This window comes from Arthrobacter sedimenti (genome assembly GCF_042652025.1).
Classification (GTDB): Bacteria; Actinomycetota; Actinomycetes; order Actinomycetales; family Micrococcaceae; genus Arthrobacter; species Arthrobacter sedimenti.
Genome location: NZ_JBHSDQ010000001.1, coordinates 413,157 through 430,595, shown reverse-complemented (window position 1 = coordinate 430,595; position 17,439 = coordinate 413,157). Strand labels below are relative to the sequence as shown.

Here is a 17,439-nt window from a genome sequence, read left to right as displayed (position 1 = left end):
GGGGCCGTTGTGCAGCCCCGGCAGCGTGGACGCTGTTTAGTAGCGGTTGATGGCCGGGAGGCTCGGTGCGGTCTTGATGACCGAACCTGCGGTGGCTTCCCAGGCCTTCTTGTAAGAGCCGTCCTTTTCGAAGGACTCCAGCTGGTCGTTGATCCAGTTGCGGAACTCGGTGTCGCCCTTCTTCAGGCCGATGCCGTAAGGCTCCTTGGTGAAGGTTTCGTCGGAGGCCAGCTTGAAGGCGTCCGGTTCCTTGTCGACGAAGCCGGCGAGGATCACGTTGTCCGTGGTCACGGCTTCAACCTGCTTGTTGCGCAGCGGCTCGAGGCAGGCGGAGTAGGTGGCGGCCGGGACCAGTTCCGCGCCGTACTTGTCCACGATCGTGGCAGCAGGGGTGGAGCCCGTCACGGAGCAGACCTTCTTGCCCTTGACGTCCTCGGGCTTCTTGATGGTGTCGTTGTCCTTGTTCACCATGAGGGCCTGGCCGGCTTCGTAGTACGGTCCCGCGAAGTCGACAACCTGCTTGCGCTTGTCGCTGATGGTGTAGGTGGCGATGACCAGGTCCACCTTGCCCTGCTCAATGAAGGGTTCGCGGTTGGCCGAGACGGTCTCCGACCATTCGATCTTGTCGGCGGGGATGCCCAGCTTGGCGGCGATCAGCTTGCCCATTTCAACGTCGAAACCGACGGGCTTGCCGTCCAGGCCCACCTGGCCGAACAGCGGCTGGTCGAACTTGGTGCCGATCTTGATGGTGCCGGCGGAGGCCAGCTTCTCCATGGTGGTTCCGGCAGCGAAGGACGGCTTCTCGACCGGGCTCGGGTTGCTGGACCCGCCGGAGTCGCCGCCGCCGCAGGCGCTGAGGGACAGGGCGAGGGCAGCGGTAGCCGCCACGACGAAGGACTTCCGCCGGGACATAAATGTCTTCATGACATTCCTTTCATTGATGGCCGTGGGTTTTCCGGCCTGGATGCGAACTGAAGTGTGTTTGTTCGGTTGAGTCAGTGCGTGAGCAGCTTGGACAGGAAGTCCTTGGCGCGGTCACTCTTCGGGTTGGTGAAGAATTCCTCCGGGGTGGCATCCTCAACGATTTGGCCGTCAGCCATGAAAACCACGCGGTCCGCCGCCTTGCGGGCGAAGCCCATCTCGTGCGTGACCACGATCATGGTCATGCCTTCCTTGGCGAGCTGGACCATGACGTCCAGCACTTCGTTGATCATTTCGGGGTCCAGGGCGGAGGTTGGCTCGTCGAACAGCATGACCTTCGGCTTCATTGCCAAGGCGCGGGCAATCGCGACGCGCTGCTGCTGGCCGCCGGAGAGCTGGGCCGGGAGTTTGGGGGCCTGGTGGCCCACGCCCACCCGTTCCAGGAGCGCCATGGCGTCCTTTTCAGCGGCCCCCTTGGAAACGCCCTTGACCTTGATAGGCCCCAGGGTCACGTTTTCAAGGATGGTTTTGTGTGCGAAGAGGTTGAACGACTGGAAGACCATTCCGACGTCGGCGCGGAGCTGGGCGAGCTCCTTGCCTTCCTCGGGGAGGACTTTCCCGTCGATGCTGATGGTTCCGCCCTCGATGGTCTCCAGGCGGTTGATGGCCCGGCAGAGGGTGGACTTACCGGAACCGGAGGGTCCGATGACCACAACAACCTCGCCCTTGCGGACCTGCAGGTTGATGTCCTTCAGAACGTGCAGCTGGCCGTAATGCTTGTTAACGGCGTTCAGGGAGACGAGAGCATCGCCGGGCACATGAGTAGTCATAGGAAAGAATCTAGCGAACAACCGGGGGTTATGACGCCAATCACCCCAACTTCGTGCTGATCGTGATTCAAGAGATACCTGCAGTTGGAGGTTAGCCTAGGGGAATGAGCATCAACGCAGATCCGGCCAAGAATTCCCAGCCGCGCCGTAAGGGGCCCCTTGAGCTGCGCCGCAAGCAGGCGGCAGTGGAAATGTCGGACCAGCACCTGCTTGATACCAAAGGCCCCGGCCAGTTCGTCCACACGGATCCCTGGCGCGTGCTGCGTATCCAGAGCGAGTTCGTGGAAGGCTTCGGGGCGCTCGCGGACATTGGAAAAGCGGTCAGCGTCTTCGGTTCAGCCCGCACCAAACCCGGCAGCATCTACTACGAGATGGGCGTGGAAGTGGGCCGCAAGCTCGCCGAGGCCGGAGTCGCCGTGATTACCGGTGGCGGCCCGGGCTCCATGGAGGCGGCCAACCGGGGAACGGTGGAAGGCAACGGGGTGTCAGTGGGCCTGGGCATCGAGCTGCCGTTCGAACAGGGCCTGAACCAGTGGGTGGACCTCGGCATCAACTTCCGCTACTTCTTCGCCCGCAAGACCATGTTCGTTAAATACGCCCAGGGCTTCATTGTGCTCCCCGGCGGACTGGGCACCCTGGACGAGCTGTTCGAGGCAATGGTCCTGGTGCAGACGCGGAAGGTGACGTCCTTCCCCATCGTGCTCCTTGGCGTCGACTTCTGGGGACCGATGATCGACTGGATCCGGGGCACGCTGGTGGCCGAGGGCATGGTTTCCGAAAAGGACCTGGACCTCATCCAACTGGTGGACGACCCCGCGGAAGCCGTGGACCGCGTCCTGCACGTCGCGGTGGCCCCAGCGATGACCGGCGAGCAGCGGCCGGAGTAGCCTGGCGCAACGGTTCCAGCCGGCGGGTCTGGCACGATGGAACCGTGAGCTTCTTCCTCGTTTTCCTCGCCGTCCTGCTGGTGGCGGCGGTCCTTTGGGCCGGCCTGGGCCGGCGTTCCCGCGCAACCGGCAACACCGGGCTGCCTGCACTCCTGGATGGCGGATTCGAGGAGCCGCCCGCGAACCTTCCGCCAGTGCTCCTTCCCGGGAACGCCGTTCCCGAGGACGTGACCCGGCTGCGTTTCTCGCTTGGCCTGCGCGGCTACCGGATGGACCAGGTGGACCAGGTCCTGGACGAGCTACGGGGCCAGCTGGCTGCAAAGGATGCGGAAATAGCCGAGCTTCGCGGCAGGCTGGAGGCCCCGGAGGATCCTGCGGAGCAGTCGTCCGACGCCGGATCCGCCACCGGTGATGAGGCAGGGGAAGAGCCGGGCACAGGAAGCGCCGGAGAGGCTGCCCTCCATGGCGGTTCCGCGCAGGTCCCTGAGGACGCAGCACCGGGGAAGGGTGGCCTGTGAGCACGGTGGCCCGCCGCAACCCGCTGGCATCGGCCGGCAACGCAGCCCACCGCGCGGCCTCCGCCGTCCGCAGTTGGCCGTCCTGGCTCCAGGTGATGGCCCTGTACGCGGCGGCGAGGCTGGTTTCCGCCTGCATCTTCATGGCCGCGGCCCTCCACCAGGGACCCAACCCCTGGTTCCCGCCAAAGCCGGACTACTGGAACTTCATCAATATCTGGGACGCGCGCTGGTACGGCCAGGTCATCGCCAACGGCTACCCGTCGGTCCTTCCCACGGACACTGCCGGCAACGTGCAGGAAAATACCTGGGCCTTCTACCCGCTCTTTCCGGCTCTGGCAGGCGGACTCAGTCGCCTCACCGGCCTCAACCCAGCAGCCTCGCTGACTCTGATCGCCATGCTGGCCGGCTGGGCCGCAGCGCTGGCGGTGTACCAACTGTTCCGGCAGAAGGCCGGCCATGCCACCGCCATGTGGGGGGTTGCGTTCTTCTCGGTCTTCCCCGTCTCCGCCGTCCTCCAGGTGCCCTACGCCGAACCCCTGTCGCTCCTGCTGCTCGCCTGGGCCCTGCTGCTGGTAGTGCGCCGGCAGTACCTGTGGGCCATGCCCGTGGTGGTCCTGCTGTGCCTGTCCCGGCCGGTGGGTGTCCCCTTTGCCGCCATGGTGGGCCTGCTCCTGGTCTTCCGCGCCGTCGCATTCGTCCACGCCGGCCCGCAGCGCGGCAGCGATGACGCATCCCATTCCGGCCGGGACCTGGCGGCACTTACCGGGCTTACCGCCGTCGCAGGCGTCTCCGGCCTCGCCTGGCCCGCGGTGGCGTGGGCGGCCACGGGTGACCCGCAGGCCTATACCAAAACGGAGACGGTGTGGCGCGGCCAGGACCTGGTGCCTTTCAAACCGTGGTTCGACACCGGCGTCGAGCTATTTGGCCCGGTGGTGGGCGTCCTGGCCCCCGTGATGTTCGTGGCGCTGTTCGGCGCGATGCTGTTCCTTCCCCCGGTGGTGCGGCTCGGCGTCGAACTGAGGCTGTGGTGCGCCTGCTACATGGGCTACCTGCTGGCCTTCCTCCACCCGCAGACCAGCACCTTCAGGATGTTGCTGCCGCTGTTTCCACTGGCCCTGGGCGCGGTGTTCCTCTCCCGGTCGAGGGCGTACCGGGGGACCGTTGTGGTGATGTTCCTGCTGCTCCAGGTAGTGTGGATCGTCTGGCTGTGGGCGTGGGCGCCGCTGCCCGGCGGAGGGGATTATCCGCCGTAGCAATACATGCTTCTGCGCAGGTCAGGGCGGGAATAACACGCCCAGGAAAATGTCCATCGATTAGCTACGTGCGGGTAATTCCGCGATAATGATAGGTAAGCAAGGACAAAAGCATTCAGAAAACGCGCAGCCTTGGCGGTGGAGCCAACACCCCGCCATAGCCGCCTGATCGACATGCGGACACAGCCCGCCCGGGCTGATCAGTCCTGGGACAAAATGGAGGGGAATTCCTCATGGCGGCTATGAAACCACGCACCGGCGACGGCCCAATGGAAGTCACCAAGGAGGGCCGCAGCCTGATCATGCGCGTCCCGCTCGAAGGCGGCGGACGCCTGGTGGTCGAACTGAATGCTGCCGAAGCAGCCAATCTCAAGGAATGCCTGGTCGGCGTTACCGAATAAACGTGCCGGACAGGGTCCGCAGCCTGCGGGCTGCGGACCCTGTCCGTCTCTGGGGGATACCTATTTCTTGACGGCCACCAGCAGGCCGTCCCCGGTGGGAAGCATTGCCGACGCCAGCCTGTCGTCGTCGCGGATCGCCTTGCCCACCTGACGCAGGGTCACCGTGTTGGGCTCCCGGCCGGCGGGGTTGGCCACTTTGTCCTTGTCCAGGGCGTCGTTGATGACCAACAGCCCGGAACGCTTGAGCAGCCGGATGGCCTGTTCCACATAGCCGGGGAGGCCGGGCTTGTCCGCGTCGATGAACACCAGGTCGTAGGCCCCGTCCGTCAGCCGCGGCAGGACATCGCCGGCGCGGCCGGAAATGGTGCGCGTACGGTTGGCCGGGCTGCCGGCCTCGGCGAATGCCTCGCGGGCCGCCCTCAGGTGTTCGACGTCCACGTCGATGGTGGTCAGGACCGCGTGCGGGCTTAGGCCGCGCAGGAGGCACACGCCGGAGACGCCGGCGCCTGTGCCGATTTCCACGGCGGTCTGGGCTTTGGATGCAGCAGCCAGCACCGTGAGGACGGCGCCCACGCCGGGGCTGATGGCGCTGACGCCCAATTCAAACGACCGCTCCCGGGCCCGAAGCATAACCTCATCCTCAGCGGGCAGATCTTCTGCATAGGACCAGCTGCTGGACTTGTCGGCGCTCATGGATTTCGCTTTCTGGGCGTAAGGGGGGAATGTCTCCCCAAGCCTACTGTGTCCGGCCGGTCAGGCCGGGAAAGCACCCGTTGCGCCCAAGGCTGAAGTTTGCCTGCGGTCAGGAAATTCCCAGCCAAGTTTGACATGATTGGTATCCGCTCATCCAAAAGGTGACCGGCGCCGAATCAGAGATGTCAACAGTATCCGGGCGTTAGCATTCCACGAGGGGAGTGGACGATGTCATCTTCAGTTGTGGCACCTGTCCCTGCAGTCAACAATCCCGATGATGAGTGGGTCCGTCCCACCTGGGAAGAAGTGGTCACCAACCATTCCGCGAAGGTCTACCGGCTGGCCTACCGCCTGACCGGCAACAAGTTCGACGCCGAGGACCTCACCCAGGAAGTGTTCGTCCGCGTCTTCCGTTCCCTGGACAACTTCAAGCCCGGAACGCTCGACGGCTGGCTGCACCGCATCACCACCAACTTGTTCCTTGACCAGGCGCGCCGGAAGACCCGCATCCGTTTCGATGCCCTGGCGGAGGACGCAGAGTCCCGGCTGCCGGGCCGCGAGCCCGGTCCCGAGCAAAGCTTCGAACTGAACAACCTCGATCTTGATGTGCAGGCCGCGCTGGAGGAACTTCCGCCGGACTTCCGCGCTGCCGTGGTTTTGTGCGACCTCGAGGGGCTGTCCTACGACGAAGTCGCGGAGGCGCTGGGCGTCAAGCTGGGCACTGTCCGGTCCCGCATCCACCGGGGCAGGACGATGCTCCGGGAGAAGCTGGCCCACCGCGACCCGCGCCCCCAGCAGTCCCGCCGCAAGCTCAAGATGCCGCGCATCGCCGGCATCCTCTGAACGGCACATGAGGTCCCAGTTTCCTTTCGGTGGCAGGCATCAGCGCACGGGCAGCCACCTGGAGGCCTGCCAGGAGTGCGCTGCCACCGTTCGCCGGGAACGCCAGTACCTGGAGCGTCTGCGGGACGCTCCCGTACCGCCCGCCAGCGATGACCTGACCGCACGGCTGCTGGCGCGCACCTCAGAACTGGCCGCACAGCCGGCACCGTCCGTGGACCACAGCAGCACTTCCCGCCTGGCTGCCCGGGCCCTTGCGCTGACTGCCGGCGGGACAGTGGCCGCGGCCGGAGTGTTGGCCGTTGGGGCGTTCACGGCGGCTGGAGATCCCACGGCCGGCGGGGCGGTGGGCACGGAGGCGGCCTTTTCGCATGTCTCCTCGCAGACACCGGCGGACGGCAGGACGTTGACCGCGGCACAGCTCGCAACGCTGCGCTCCGAGGGCTGGGCCTGCCCTGAACTGCAGGCCATGGGATTCCACGTGGAATCGGCCAAGGCGCTGGTTGTTGACGGCCAGCCTGCGGTGCAGCTTTGGCTTACGGACGGCGCCAATCATGCCACCGTCACGGAACAGCATCCCGTCGCCGGGCAGGCGGCAGTAGAGGCTGCCGCTGCCGGAAGTGCGCCGGCGGAAGCCGACGGTGGGAAAACAGGCCCCTCGCAGGATTGGGCCACGTCACCAGGGGCCGCCACTTACCGCGCGGCAGGCCTCACCGTCACCTACCGCTCCGACCTGCCCGCCGCGCAGTCGAACCAAGCCCTGCCCATCCTCAAACGGCTTGTGGACAGTGCCGCAGAGGGGGTGGCGGCCGCTGTTCCGGACAGCTCAGAGGGGCAGGCGGCCGAGCCGCTGGAGGCACGGCTGGAGCGCGGGTTCGGCAAGATTGCGGCGCTGTTTACGCAGTGACCCGAACTGTTGCTCCGTCCGCCGGACGGGAATCGTCACTCGTGGCCCGGAAAGGGTAATCTTCCTAAAGTGTTTGGAATCAACGGCCCGGAGTTCATTCTTCTGCTGATCATTGGCGTGCTGGTGATCGGCCCCCAGCGGCTGCCTGAATATACCCAGAAGCTGGCGAACCTGGTCAAGGAAGTCCGCCGCATGGCCAACGGCGCGCGTGAGCAGATCAAGGAAGAAGTGGGCATCGATATCGACGATGTCGACTGGAAGAAATACGATCCGCGCCAGTACGATCCCCGACGCATCATCAAGGAAGCACTGCTCGACGACGACACCAAGCCTGTGAGCGCGGGCGCCCCGGCCGCCGTGGCTGCAGTTTCCGGCGCCGCGGCAGCAGCCGAGTCCGCTCCTGCGCGGCCCGAAAGGGTTGTGGAGAGGCTGGCCCCGGGCGAGATTGCCCCGTTCGACACCGAAGCCACCTAAGCCCGCCCGGCCACTTAGGCCTGCCTCGTCATCGGGGCTTACTGCTCAGCGGGGCTGCAGCCCCAGCTTCATCCCTGCCAGGCCGCGGGGTTTGGCCGCCAACTGCCCTGCAATGGCCGCCAGCGCCGCCGCTCCCGCCGAAGCCGGCTGGCCCAGGACGATCGGCACCCCAGAGTCCCCGCCTTCCCGCAACTGGATGTCCAAGGGTATCTGGCCCAGCAGCGGAACGTCGGCCCCTACCGTGGCGCTAAGGCGTTCCGTGAGGACCGCCCCGCCGCCGCTTCCGAACAGTTCCATCCGCCCGCCGTCGGGCATTTCAAGGTAGGACATGTTCTCGATGACGCCCGCGATCTTCTGCCCGGTCTGGGTGGCAATCGCACCGGCGCGTTCTGCGACGTCCGCCGCTGCCGCCTGGGGAGTGGTGACCACCAGGATTTCGGCCTTGGGCAGTAACTGGGCAACGGAGATGGCAATGTCACCCGTGCCCGGCGGAAGGTCCAGGAACAGGGCATCCAGGTCGCCAAAGTAAACGTCGGTGAGGAACTGTTCCAGGGCCCGGTGCAGCATGGGTCCGCGCCAGGCGACCGGTTTGTTGCCGCTGACGAACATGCCGATGGAAATCACCTTCACGCCATACGCAACGGGGGGAAGGATCATGTCGTCCACCTGGGTGGGTTTTTGCGTGACGCCCATCAGCGCAGGGACGGAGAATCCGTACACGTCCGCGTCCACGATGCCCACTCGGAGACCCTGGGCGGCCAGGGCGCTGGCCAGGTTGACGGTGACGGAGGATTTGCCCACCCCGCCTTTGCCGCTGGCCACAGCGTAGACCTTGGTGAGTGAGCCGGGGTCATTGAACGGAATGCTGCGCTGCCCGCCCGCGCCGCGCAGCTTCTCCTTGAGGGCGTCGCGCTGCGCCTGGTCCATCACCTTAAGTTCGACGTCGACGGCGGTGACACCGGGAACGGCGAAAAGGGCCTTTTGGGAATCGGCGGTGATGGTGTCCCGCAGCGGGCAGCCGGCGATGGTAAGCAGGACCGCCACGGTGACCTTGCCGTCGTCGGACACCTGGACGGAATCCACCATGCCCAGCTCGGTGATGGGACGGCGCAGTTCGGGATCGATGACCGTGGCCAGGGCGTCGTTGACGGCCTGGTGCAGCGGGGCGGCGCTTGCTGTGGCGGGATCGATAGGGGCGCTCATAGGAGGAGCCTCGGCTTTCATGCAGTTGCGGGCCGCCGGATAGTGGACGGCCTGGCGGTCATTGGGCAGAGTGGCCGGGTTTGACCCGGGGGATCTGCTGGGTACGCGGGCTGCGCTGCCGGTCCCGTTGTTCGCGCAGTTTGTCCTTGACCTTGTCCCGCGGAGATTCGTGGGATCCCGGGCCGGTGTCGTCGTGGGTGCGCAGCTCCTCCTGGGCCTCGAGCAGGTCCTCAAGGAGGGAACGCAGTTCGGCCCGGACGTAGTCGCGGGTGGCTACCTCGCGCAGTGCGATCCGAAGGGAGGCAAGCTCCCGGGTGAGGTACTCGGTATCGGACAGGTTGCGTTCGGCGCGCTGGCGGTCCTGCTGCAGGGAGACGCGGTCACGGTCGTCCTGCCGGTTCTGCGCCAGCAGCAGCAGGGGTGCTGCGTAGGAGGCCTGCAGCGACAGCATCAGGGTCAGCAGGGTGAAACCAAGGTCCCGGGAGTCGAACTGCCAATCAACCGGCGCCCACGTGTTCCAGCCCAGCCAAAAGATGCAGAACACCGTCATGTACACCAGGAACTGGGGCGTACCCATGAACCGGGCGAAGGCCTCGGTGGCGTGCCCGAACGCATCAGGGTCCGGGCGGAACGTCGGCAGGATCCGTTGCCTGCCGCTCAGGGGAGTGTCGAGGCTGCCTTTTGATTCCGCTTTGGCCAGGTTCCGCTGGTTGGGGTTCTTCGGAGCACTGATATCAGCCAATGCGGCCACCGAGCTTTCTTATCGGGGCTTCGCCATCATGGGCGCGCCAGTCGTCCGGCAACAAATGATCCAATACGTCATCAACAGTCACCGCCCCCACAAGCCGGCCGGCGTCGTTAATCACCGGGAGGGAGTTCAGGTTGTAGGTAGCCAGCGTCCGCGCCACTTCGCTGATGTGCGCCTGGTCGGACAGCGGCTCCAGGTTCTTGTCCACCAGGTTTCCCAGTGCCTCGAACGGCGGGAAACGCAGCAGCTGCTGGATGTGCACCACGCCCAGGAAGCGGCCGGTAGGCGTTTCCAGCGGCGGCCGGGCAATGAAGATCGACGACGCCAGGGCGGGGGAGAGCTCCTCGCGCCTGACGTGGGCCAAGGCTTCGGCGACGGTGGCTTCCGGGGGGAGGATCACCGGCACGGGGGTCATGAGGCCGCCGGCCGTGTCCTCGTCATATTCGAGCAGGCGGCGGACGTCCTCGGCGCCTTCGGGTTCCATCAGCTGCAGCAGTTCCTCGGCCTGGGCAGAGGGGAGCTCACCAAGGAGGTCGGCGGCGTCGTCCGGGTCCATCTCCTCCAGCACGTCGGCTGCGCGCTGGAGATCCAGTGCGGAGAGGATTTCCACCTGGTCGTCCTCCGGGAGCTCCTGGAGGACATCCGCCAGGCGTTCGTCCTGCAGTTCGCTGGCCACCTCGAAGCGGCGCTTGTCGCTCATCTCCTGGAGGGCCTCGGCGAAGTCGGCGGGTTTAAGGTCCTCGTGGTTGGCCACGAACTGGGTGGCGGCCTGCCGCTCGGTCTTCTGGCCTTGTTGGGCGTCTGCCCAGTCAATGATCAAGGTTTCGTTGCGGCGCAGCCGGCTCAGGGGCGACAGCGAATGCCCGCGCCGGACAAAGAGCTTGCTGACGAACCAGTCACGCGACCTGTGCTGGTCGATGGCGATGTCTTCGATGGTGGCGTCGCCGCTGCCGTCGCGGAGCGTGACGCGCCGGTCGAACATCTCAGCTACAACCAGGGTTTCCGCCCCGCGCTGTTCAAACCGGCGCAGGTTGACCAGGCCGGTGCAAATGACCTGGGTCTGGTCGATCGAGGTGATGCGGGTCATGGGCACGAAGACGCGCTTCTTGCCCGGAACTTCCACCACGATGCCCACCACGTGCGGGGCACCCTGGGTTCCCCGGGACAGCACAACAACATCGCGCAACCGGCCCAGCCGGTCGCCCAGCGGGTCGAAGACATCGAGGCCCAGAAGGCGCGCCACGAAGACGCGTGTAGGTGTTGTGCTCACCACTACAGGCTACCGAGTCTGCTCTCTTTTAGCTGAATTTACAGGCAGCACCCACCTTGATGGGCAAGAATGGGGTTATGTCGAACTTATTTGGTGCACCCAGGGCCGGCGCCCCGAACGGACCGGACGATGCCCGGGCTGTTCCCACCGGTGACACCGTTGGCTCCTACACCTCCTACCTCGACGCGCAAAAAGCCGTGGACTACCTGGCGGACCAGCAGTTCCCGGTCCAGATGGTCTCCATCGTGGGCAATGAGCTGAAGATGGTGGAGCGGGTGACCGGGCGGCTGAGCTACCCCCGGGTGGCACTTTCGGGGGCACTGAGCGGCATGTGGTTTGGCCTGTTCGTCGGCGTCATGCTGTCCTTCTTCGCGTCTTCCCCCGGATACTTTTCGATCATGACGTCGGTGTTGATGGGTGCCGCCTTCTTCATGCTCTTCGGCATCGTCACCTACGCCATGCAGCGCGGCAAGCGCGACTTCACGTCCACCAGCCAGGTGGTGGCAACGAACTATGACGTCATCGTGGCCCCCGAAGCAGCCCACGAGGCCCGGCGCCTGCTGCAGCAGCTGCCGATGTCCCGTTCCGACGCCGCCTCCAGCCATGGTCCGTACACGCAAAACGACTACTACAACCAGCCCCACCAGCAGCAGCATCCGCAGCAGCAGGGGCCCGCGCGTCCGGCCGGCTGGAACGACCCGTACGGCCAGCGGCCTGCAGGCCCTTCCCACGAGGGACCCGAGCACGGTGCATCGGCCCAGGACGGACACGCGTATCCGCACGACGCCGGGCAGCAGGGCAACCAGCAGTATGGCGGCGGCCAGCAACAGCCCGTCCGTTCGGTCCGCTACCCGGACCTGCCGGATGGCCGTCCCCAGTACGGCGTCCGGCTCCCGCAGGGTCCCGCCGCGGACGCCGGGCAGCAAGGTCCGGGACATAGCCCGGAACATGGTGCGGAACAGCAGGAACACCATGGTGGAGCACATCGTGCGGAAGAACATTACGGATCCGACGGCGACCAGCACCAGGGCGAACACCGGCAGTAGCAGCCGGCAGGTTTACAGAGCCTGACAGCAGGACACACAAAGAGCGGGACCGCCGGAAAGAATCCGGCGGTCCCGCTCTTCGTTAATCGCTGGCGCGAATCAGGCTTCTTCGGTCCGGTAGATCCCGGCCATCCAGTCCTCCACGTCCTCCGCGTTGCGAGGCAGCGCTGCGCTGAGGTTGACGGGGCCCTCAGCAGTCATGAGGATGTCGTCCTCGATCCTGACGCCGATTCCGCGGTACTCCTCCGGGATCGCCAGGTCTTCCTTCTTGAAGTACAAGCCCGGCTCGATGGTGAACACCATGCCTTCGGTCAGGACGCCGTCGAGGTAGAGTTCCCGCTTGGCCTGCGCGCAGTCGTGCACGTCCAGTCCCAGGTGGTGGCTGGTACCGTGCGGCATCCAGCGGCGGTGCTGCTGGCCTTCCGGGCTGATCGCTTCCGCAACAGTGACGGGCAGGATTCCCCATTCTGCCAGGCGCTCGGCCAGGACCGTGGTGGCCGCGGTGTGGATGTCGCGGAACTTGGTCCCCGGCTGGGCGGCGGCGAAGCCTGCATCGGCTGCATCGAGCACCGCCTGGTAGACCTTGCGCTGGATGTCGCTGAAGGTGCCGCTGGCCGGAAGCGTCCGGGTGATGTCCGCGGTGTAGAGCGAGTCGGCCTCGACGCCGGCGTCCAGGAGCAGGAGTTCGCCGGCGTGGATGCGGCCGGTGTTGCGGGTCCAGTGCAGCACCGTGGCGTTGTTGCCGGAGGCCGCGATGGTGTCGTAGCCAAGCTCGTTCCCCACCTCGCGGGCCCTGGCGAAGAACGCTCCCTCCACCACGCGTTCGCCGCGGGCGTGGGTGAGGGCGCGCGGCAAAGCCTTAACAACCTCTTCGAAGCCTTCCACGGTGGCGGACACCGCGATCTTCATCTGCTCAATTTCCCACTCGTCCTTCAGCAGGCGCAGTTCGGAGAGCGCCTCGCTGAGCTTTTCGTCCAGGGCATCCAGGACGCCCAGGTCCAGGTTCTCGGGGTCCCTGGCGGTGTTGTAGCGGGCGGTGTCCACCAGGGCGTCGATGTTCTCGTCGACCTTACGGACCAGGCGGACGGAGATGCCGCCGATTTCCGGGGCGCCCACATCCTTGGTGATGGCTGTTTCCAGCTGGTCGATGTGTGCGGTGGCCAGGCCCAGGCGGGCCTCGAACTCTTCGAGGGTGGGACGGGCCCCGATCCAGAACTCGCCCGAGCGGGAGTCCGCGTAGAACTGTTCCGTGTCCCTGCCGGCCAGCGGCCGGAAGTAGAGCGTGGCGCGGTGGTTCCCGCCGTCCTCGCCTGTTCCTTCTTCCACCGGTTCCAGGATCAGGACCGCGTCCGGCTCGTGGTCCAGGCCGAGTCCGGTCAAGTGTGCGAAGCCGGAGTGCGGGCGGAAACGGTAGTCGCAGTCATTGGACCGGACCTTCAACGGCCCCGCGGGGATGACTAGGCGTTCGCCCTTGAACAGGGCGGAGATCGCCTTGCGCCGGTTTGCGGCATAGGGGGCGACGGCGTCGAGCTGGGGAAGCTCCTGGCTGGACGGCGCCCAATTGCTGGCCATGAAGGCCTTGAAGGCGTTGGAACTGGGCCGCTGGGAGCGGTTGTTGACGCGCTCCTCCAACGGCTGGGAAGCAGAGTTTTGGGTGTTTTCGGCATCGTTCACGGCACCATCGTCTCACCAGCTTCCCGGCTAAGCGAACAGGCCTCCCGGGTCTCTTGTTCCCGGTCCACTACGCTGGATAAGTGAGGATTGACCTGCATGCCCACTCCAACGTCTCCGACGGCACCGAGACCCCTGCCGATGTCATGGCCTCTGCTGCCCGTGCGGGGTTGGACGTGGTGGCGCTGACCGACCACGATTCAACGGCAGGCTGGGCGGAGGCTTCCGCCGCTGCTGCAACGTACGGGGTGGCCCTGGTACCTGGGATGGAGGTCTCCTGCCGGACGGAGGAGGGCATCAGTGTCCACCTCCTGAGCTACCTGCACGATCCCACCCATCCAGGCCTCCTGGAGGAGATCACCAAGGCCAAGGATTCCCGCCAGACCCGGGCCGAGCGGATGGTGACCATCCTGGCCGAAGACTATCCGCTGACCTGGGACGACGTGATCCACCACGTTGCGCCCGGCGCCACCCTGGGCCGGCCGCATATCGCCGACGCCCTCGTTGCCGCAGGGGTAGTGGAGGACCGTTCGGAGGCCTTCGCCTCCATCCTCACCTCCCGCTCGCGGTACTTCATTCCGCACTACGCTCCGGACCCTGCCACCGCCGTCGAACTTGTCCGTGCCGCCGGCGGCGTGCCCGTGTTTGCCCACCCGGTGGCCTCCGCCCGGGGGCGGATCGTGGGGGAGCGGACGTACCGCGAAATGATCGACGCCGGCCTGGCAGGCCTGGAGATCGACCACCGGGACAATCCGGAGGAGGGCCGCGACTTCCTCCGCCGGCTCGCGGCGAAGCATGACCTGCTGGTCACCGGCTCCTCTGATTACCACGGAACCGGGAAGCCCAACCTGCTCGGGGAGAACCTCACGGCGCCAGGCATGTTGGCGCGGATCGAGGAACTCGGGACGGGAGCCATGGTCGTCCGCCCCTGAAACGCAGCCCGTCCCCGAAGGGCCGGCGGGAACCTAGCTGGGCTGGCGGGATACCAGGGTGGCGTGCGCACCCAGCCGCTTGGCCATGATGTCAATGGCCGGCTGGTTCTGGTCCACGCACACGAACTTCCGGCCCAGCTTTGCGGCCACTGCCCCCAGGGTGCCGGAGCCGGCGAAGAAGTCCAGGCACCAGTCCCCGGGACGGGACGAGGCAGCGACAACGCGCCGGACCAGGCCCTCCGGTTTCTGGGTGGGGTAGCCGGTCTTTTCCTTGCCGGTGGGCGAGACGATGGTGTGCCACCAGACGTCGGTGGGCAGCTTTCCCAGCTCCCGCTTGGCAGGAGTCACCAGGCCCGGTGCCATGTACGGTTCACGGTCCACCTCGGCGCTGTCGAAGTGGTACTTGGCCGGGTTCTTGACGTACACCAGGATGTTGTCGTGCTTGGTGGGCCACCGGTTTTTCGCGCGGGCGCCGTAGTCGTAGGCCCAGATGATCTCGTTCAGGAAGCATTCCCGGCCAAAGATCGCATCCAGCATGACCTTGGCGTAATGCACCTCGCGGTAGTCCAGGTGCAGGTACAGGGTGCCGTCATCGGCCAGCAGGCGCCAGGCCTCCACGAGCCGGGGTTCCAGGAAGGACCAGTAGTCGCTGAACGCGTCGTCATAGCGGTGCAGGGCGCCCTTGATCGTGTCGTAGGAGCGGCCCTTGAAACCCACCCGGTCCCCGCTGCCGCCGGCGTTGACCACCATGCGGGTTTCCTGGCGCTGCTGCGGCCGGCCGGTGTTGAAGGGCGGGTCCACGTAAATCAGTGTGAAGGCGCCGTCCGGCAGCGTGGGGAGGTACTCCGCGTTGTCCGCGTGCACCACCAGGCTGCCGCCGTCCGGCGCCCAAACAGTGTCAGTCATCGAGGCAGTTAGCCCTCGGAGTTGCCAGGCTGCGTGCCCTTGTCGGCACCCGCCACCACTTCGCCGTTGCGGCGGCGGGTGCGGGTCCGGGTGCGGCGGGCGCGCGAGGGCTGACCGCCGTCGGCTGCAGGGGCGGCAGCTTCACCGGCAGGTGTGGCTTCCGGGTTGGACGTACGACGCCGGCGCTCACCCGAGTGGCCGGCCGAATCGCTGCTGCGGCCTCCTTCGCGGTTGCCGCCCTTGCTGCGCCCGCGTCCGTCCCGGTCCCGGTCGCGCGAGCGGCCCGAGTCCCGGCCGCCGCGGGTGTTCTTCTTGCCAGTCTCGCCGAGATCCTCGAGCACCTCGGCGTCGACGCCGGCCAGCGTCCGCTTGTCGCGGGGCAGGCGGCCCTTGGTGCCCTCGGGAATATCCAGGTCCGTGTACAGGTGCGGGGATGATGAGTAGGTTTCCACCGGCTCCGGGACGCTGAGGCCCAGGGCCTTGTTGATCAGCGCCCAGCGCGGCATGTCGTCCCAGTCCACGAACGTGACTGCGGTGCCCTTGTTGCCGGCGCGGCCGGTGCGGCCCACCCGGTGCAGGTAGATCTTCTCGTCTTCCACGCACTGGTAGTTGACCACGTGGGTGACGTCCTCGACGTCGATCCCGCGGGCGGCAACGTCCGTGGCCACCAGGACGTCCACCTTGTTGTTGCGGAAGGCCCGCAGCGCCTGTTCACGGGCGCCCTGGCCCAGGTCCCCGTGGAGGGCGGCGGCGGCGAAGCCGCGGTCCACCAGTTCCTCGGCCACCTTGGCGGCGGTGCGCTTGGTCTTGGTGAAGATGATTGTCCGCCCGCGGCCGCGTGCCTGCAGGATGCGCGCCACCACTTCGGTCTTGTCCATGCTGTGCGCACGGTAGATCAGCTGGCGAATGTCCCGCTTGGTCAGGCCCTCGTCCTCCGGATCCGCTGCGCGGATGTGGGTGGGCTGGGTCATGTACCGGCGGGCCATGGCGATGACGGGGCCGGGCATCGTGGCGGAGAACAGGAGTGTCTGGCGGACGGCGGGGGTGGCGGCGATCAACGTCTCCACATCCGGCAGGAAGCCCAGGTCCAGCATTTCGTCGGCTTCGTCAAGGACCACGATCTTGACGTTCTTCAGGCTCAGGTGCTTCTGCTTGTAGAGGTCGATCAGCCGGCCGGGGGTGCCAACCACTACCTCGACACCCTGCTTCAGGGACTCGACCTGGGGTTCGTACGCGCGGCCACCGTAGATGGTGGTGATCCTGGCATTGCGCTTGCGCGACGCGGTCTGGAGGTCGCTGGCCACCTGTACCGCCAGTTCACGGGTGGGAACGATGACCATAGCCTGCGGGGCACCCGGCACGGCCAGTTTGGCGTAGCCGGGGTCGTCCTGGCCGATGACACGCTGCAGCGCCGGGATGCCGAAACCTAGGGTCTTGCCGGTGCCGGTCTTGGCCTGGCCAATGATGTCGTGGCCGCCCAGGGCCACCGGCAGGGTCATGGCCTGGATGGGGAAGGGGTGCGTGATCCCGGCGTCGGCCAGGGACTCCACGATGTCTTCGCGGACGTTGTAGTCGGCAAAGGACTTCTCGGCGATCTCGTGCGGCGTCTCGTCCGAGATGATGGTCTCTTCCGGTTCGATGGTCTCGGTACCGGACACGTCGCTCAGAAGCTGGTGGGTATGCAATTCACTCACAGGGGAGTTTCCTTATTCATTTAGGCATTGGCGCTGCCTGCTCAACGGGCCGGCCAAGGCTGGCCGCTCCGGAGCACGCTCTGGCGCGCAAGCGATTCCAGTGGAAGCCGATCGCGGGCTATCTAATGCTGGCACTGGGGACCAGCGGGCAAATCTCAAGATCGCGTAGGGGCGGGCTTGTTGGTTTCAAATGGAGGAAATCAACGACCGGGCATCCAGTTCTACCCCTCCAGTCTAGCCGCATG

General features: G+C 66.1%; 18 protein-coding genes. 9 read left to right on the top strand and 9 right to left on the bottom strand.

Annotated elements, in window-relative coordinates; genetic code table 11:
• Positions 1 to 36: 36 nt before the first annotated feature.
• Positions 37 to 924: a glutamate ABC transporter substrate-binding protein gene (locus ACFO0G_RS01910; RefSeq protein ID WP_286398015.1), complete on the bottom strand. Its 888-nt coding sequence runs from the start codon at positions 922 to 924 to the stop codon at positions 37 to 39.
• A 71-nt stretch (positions 925 to 995) separates the two neighbouring features.
• Entirely contained in the window at positions 996 to 1,751 is a 756-nt protein-coding gene (locus ACFO0G_RS01905) for an amino acid ABC transporter ATP-binding protein (protein WP_175316462.1), read from the bottom strand.
• Between the two features lie 104 nt (positions 1,752 to 1,855).
• On the opposite strand from ACFO0G_RS01905, the gene ACFO0G_RS01900 reads away from it, so the two are divergent.
• The 4 genes from ACFO0G_RS01900 to ACFO0G_RS01885 all read left to right on the top strand — a co-directional run bounded on the left by ACFO0G_RS01900 (position 1,856) and on the right by ACFO0G_RS01885 (position 4,810).
• Positions 1,856 to 2,638 carry an LOG family protein gene (locus ACFO0G_RS01900; RefSeq protein ID WP_286398011.1) on the top strand — a complete coding sequence of 261 codons (783 nt, stop codon included), beginning with the start codon at positions 1,856 to 1,858 and terminating at the stop codon, positions 2,636 to 2,638.
• A 44-nt stretch (positions 2,639 to 2,682) separates the two neighbouring features.
• Entirely contained in the window at positions 2,683 to 3,156 is a 474-nt protein-coding gene (locus ACFO0G_RS01895; RefSeq protein ID WP_376976264.1) for a DivIVA domain-containing protein, read from the top strand.
• Positions 3,153 to 4,409 carry a hypothetical protein gene (locus tag ACFO0G_RS01890; protein ID WP_376976263.1) on the top strand — a complete coding sequence of 419 codons (1,257 nt, stop codon included), beginning with the start codon at positions 3,153 to 3,155 and terminating at the stop codon, positions 4,407 to 4,409. Before ACFO0G_RS01895 ends, ACFO0G_RS01890 begins: the two co-directional genes overlap by 4 nt.
• Positions 4,410 to 4,642: 233 nt before the next feature.
• Positions 4,643 to 4,810, top strand: coding sequence for a DUF3117 domain-containing protein (locus ACFO0G_RS01885; RefSeq protein ID WP_009357720.1), 168 nt, complete (start codon positions 4,643 to 4,645; stop codon positions 4,808 to 4,810).
• 60 nt (positions 4,811 to 4,870) lie between these two features.
• Here the strand turns inward: ACFO0G_RS01885 and ACFO0G_RS01880 are convergent, their stop codons facing one another.
• A complete protein-coding gene (locus ACFO0G_RS01880) occupies positions 4,871 to 5,503 on the bottom strand; it encodes an O-methyltransferase (protein ID WP_142133214.1) in 633 nt (210 codons plus the stop codon).
• Positions 5,504 to 5,731: 228 nt separating this feature from the next.
• Between ACFO0G_RS01880 and sigE the strand changes: the two genes are divergently transcribed.
• The 3 genes from sigE to ACFO0G_RS01865 all read left to right on the top strand — a co-directional run bounded on the left by sigE (position 5,732) and on the right by ACFO0G_RS01865 (position 7,724).
• Positions 5,732 to 6,346: an RNA polymerase sigma factor SigE gene (gene sigE / locus ACFO0G_RS01875; protein WP_286398004.1), complete on the top strand. Its 615-nt coding sequence runs from the start codon at positions 5,732 to 5,734 to the stop codon at positions 6,344 to 6,346.
• A gap of 7 nt (positions 6,347 to 6,353) precedes the next feature.
• Positions 6,354 to 7,250 carry an anti-sigma factor gene (locus tag ACFO0G_RS01870; protein ID WP_286398002.1) on the top strand — a complete coding sequence of 299 codons (897 nt, stop codon included), beginning with the start codon at positions 6,354 to 6,356 and terminating at the stop codon, positions 7,248 to 7,250.
• A 69-nt stretch (positions 7,251 to 7,319) separates the two neighbouring features.
• The gene (locus ACFO0G_RS01865) at positions 7,320 to 7,724 is read left to right on the top strand and encodes a twin-arginine translocase TatA/TatE family subunit (RefSeq protein WP_286398000.1); all 405 of its coding nucleotides are present in this window, start codon (positions 7,320 to 7,322) and stop codon (positions 7,722 to 7,724) included.
• 45 nt (positions 7,725 to 7,769) lie between these two features.
• Here the strand turns inward: ACFO0G_RS01865 and ACFO0G_RS01860 are convergent, their stop codons facing one another.
• The 3 genes from ACFO0G_RS01860 to ACFO0G_RS01850 are packed head-to-tail and all read right to left on the bottom strand — an operon-like array spanning position 7,770 to position 10,945.
• Positions 7,770 to 8,927: an Mrp/NBP35 family ATP-binding protein gene (locus ACFO0G_RS01860; RefSeq protein WP_286397999.1), complete on the bottom strand. Its 1,158-nt coding sequence runs from the start codon at positions 8,925 to 8,927 to the stop codon at positions 7,770 to 7,772.
• A 58-nt stretch (positions 8,928 to 8,985) separates the two neighbouring features.
• Positions 8,986 to 9,678 carry a DUF1003 domain-containing protein gene (locus ACFO0G_RS01855; protein WP_286397998.1) on the bottom strand — a complete coding sequence of 231 codons (693 nt, stop codon included), beginning with the start codon at positions 9,676 to 9,678 and terminating at the stop codon, positions 8,986 to 8,988.
• Positions 9,662 to 10,945, bottom strand: a complete 1,284-nt coding sequence (locus ACFO0G_RS01850; protein ID WP_376976261.1) for a magnesium transporter MgtE N-terminal domain-containing protein — start codon at positions 10,943 to 10,945, stop codon at positions 9,662 to 9,664. The genes ACFO0G_RS01855 and ACFO0G_RS01850 overlap by 17 nt, the downstream gene beginning before the upstream one ends.
• Before the next feature lie 77 nt (positions 10,946 to 11,022).
• On the opposite strand from ACFO0G_RS01850, the gene ACFO0G_RS01845 reads away from it, so the two are divergent.
• Positions 11,023 to 11,991: a YflT domain-containing protein gene (locus ACFO0G_RS01845; protein ID WP_376976259.1), complete on the top strand. Its 969-nt coding sequence runs from the start codon at positions 11,023 to 11,025 to the stop codon at positions 11,989 to 11,991.
• A gap of 99 nt (positions 11,992 to 12,090) precedes the next feature.
• Here the strand turns inward: ACFO0G_RS01845 and ACFO0G_RS01840 are convergent, their stop codons facing one another.
• Positions 12,091 to 13,665 carry an aminopeptidase P family protein gene (locus ACFO0G_RS01840; RefSeq protein WP_376976257.1) on the bottom strand — a complete coding sequence of 525 codons (1,575 nt, stop codon included), beginning with the start codon at positions 13,663 to 13,665 and terminating at the stop codon, positions 12,091 to 12,093.
• Positions 13,666 to 13,745: 80 nt separating this feature from the next.
• Here ACFO0G_RS01840 and ACFO0G_RS01835 point away from each other — a divergent pair, with 80 nt between their 5' ends.
• Positions 13,746 to 14,594: a PHP domain-containing protein gene (locus ACFO0G_RS01835; RefSeq protein WP_376976255.1), complete on the top strand. Its 849-nt coding sequence runs from the start codon at positions 13,746 to 13,748 to the stop codon at positions 14,592 to 14,594.
• A 33-nt stretch (positions 14,595 to 14,627) separates the two neighbouring features.
• On the opposite strand, the gene ACFO0G_RS01830 is transcribed toward ACFO0G_RS01835, so the two are convergent.
• Both ACFO0G_RS01830 and ACFO0G_RS01825 read right to left on the bottom strand, forming a co-directional pair.
• Complete coding sequence (locus ACFO0G_RS01830; protein WP_286397990.1) at positions 14,628 to 15,500, bottom strand: DNA-methyltransferase; 873 nt, start codon at positions 15,498 to 15,500, stop codon at positions 14,628 to 14,630.
• An 8-nt stretch (positions 15,501 to 15,508) separates the two neighbouring features.
• A complete protein-coding gene (locus ACFO0G_RS01825) occupies positions 15,509 to 17,194 on the bottom strand; it encodes a DEAD/DEAH box helicase (RefSeq protein ID WP_376976253.1) in 1,686 nt (561 codons plus the stop codon).
• Between the last annotated feature and the right edge of the window lie 245 nt (positions 17,195 to 17,439).